Source organism: Burkholderia sp. BCC1208 (genome assembly GCF_902833095.1).
In the GTDB taxonomy this organism is placed as follows: Bacteria; Pseudomonadota; Gammaproteobacteria; order Burkholderiales; family Burkholderiaceae; genus Burkholderia.
Map to the genome: position 1 here is coordinate 1 of NZ_CADFDY010000032.1, position 428 is coordinate 428.

Genomic DNA, 428 nt, shown 5'->3' on the forward strand with positions numbered 1-428 from the left:
TAGTCTAACCGCAAGGAGGACGGTCACCACGGTAGGATTCATGACTGGGGTGAAGTCGTAACAAGGTAGCCGTATCGGAAGGTGCGGCTGGATCACCTCCTTTCCAGAGCTATCTCGCGAAGTTGAGCGCTCACGCTTATCGGCTGTTGATAAAGACAGAAAGACTGTCTGCGGTTTAAACCGGTTATCATGCCGGCCGCTTTCAATAATCTTCAATGACAAATATTCGAACGAAGTTCGGTTCGAGTTTTTCTCATTGGCGATTGAGCCAGTCAGAGGATATCAAGCGATATCGGCTGTCGTTCTTTAACAATCTGGAAGAAGTAAGTAATTTGGATAGCGGAAGCGTCTTGAGATGGACGTGGAAGTTATCCGGGTTGTGATTGTATCGATGTATCTCAAGATGATTCGAACTCTAAGTTTGACTC

The 428-nt window shown here is 46.5% G+C and carries 1 rRNA gene; it reads left to right on the top strand.

The window, feature by feature from the left end:
* Positions 1–103, top strand: a 16S ribosomal RNA gene (locus tag HWX09_RS33420); the annotation flags it as partial.
* Positions 104–428 lie beyond the last annotated feature (325 nt).